A 268-nucleotide genomic window follows, 5' to 3' on the forward strand; every position below is an offset into this window, starting at 1 on the left:
CCCCGATCGTATCGGGCGGGCTGAACCTTGCCATTGTCTATACCGCAAACATTAGTGGCCTGACCTTGGCTTGGACTATTATGCAGTTCGGCGGTGCCGAAGCCGGCGTTGAGGCCTTCATTCTGGGCTGCACTCTCGCCGTCATCGTAGGCGCACTTGCCGGCGCGGCGATGGGCGCAGTGGTCGCCTATGTCGGCGCCCATCCAATCCTAGTATCCTTGGCAATGATGATCTTCCTGCGAGGATTGGGTGAGTTCCTGACCCGTGG

Annotated in this window: 1 pseudogene; it reads left to right on the forward strand. The window is 59.7% G+C overall.

From position 1 onward, the window contains the following. Positions 1 to 268: pseudogene (locus tag R0K30_RS22125) on the forward strand (hypothetical protein); the annotation flags it as partial.

The organism is Bacillus sp. SIMBA_154 (assembly GCF_046536015.1).
Classification (GTDB): Bacteria; Bacillota; Bacilli; order Bacillales; family Bacillaceae; genus Bacillus; species Bacillus pumilus_P.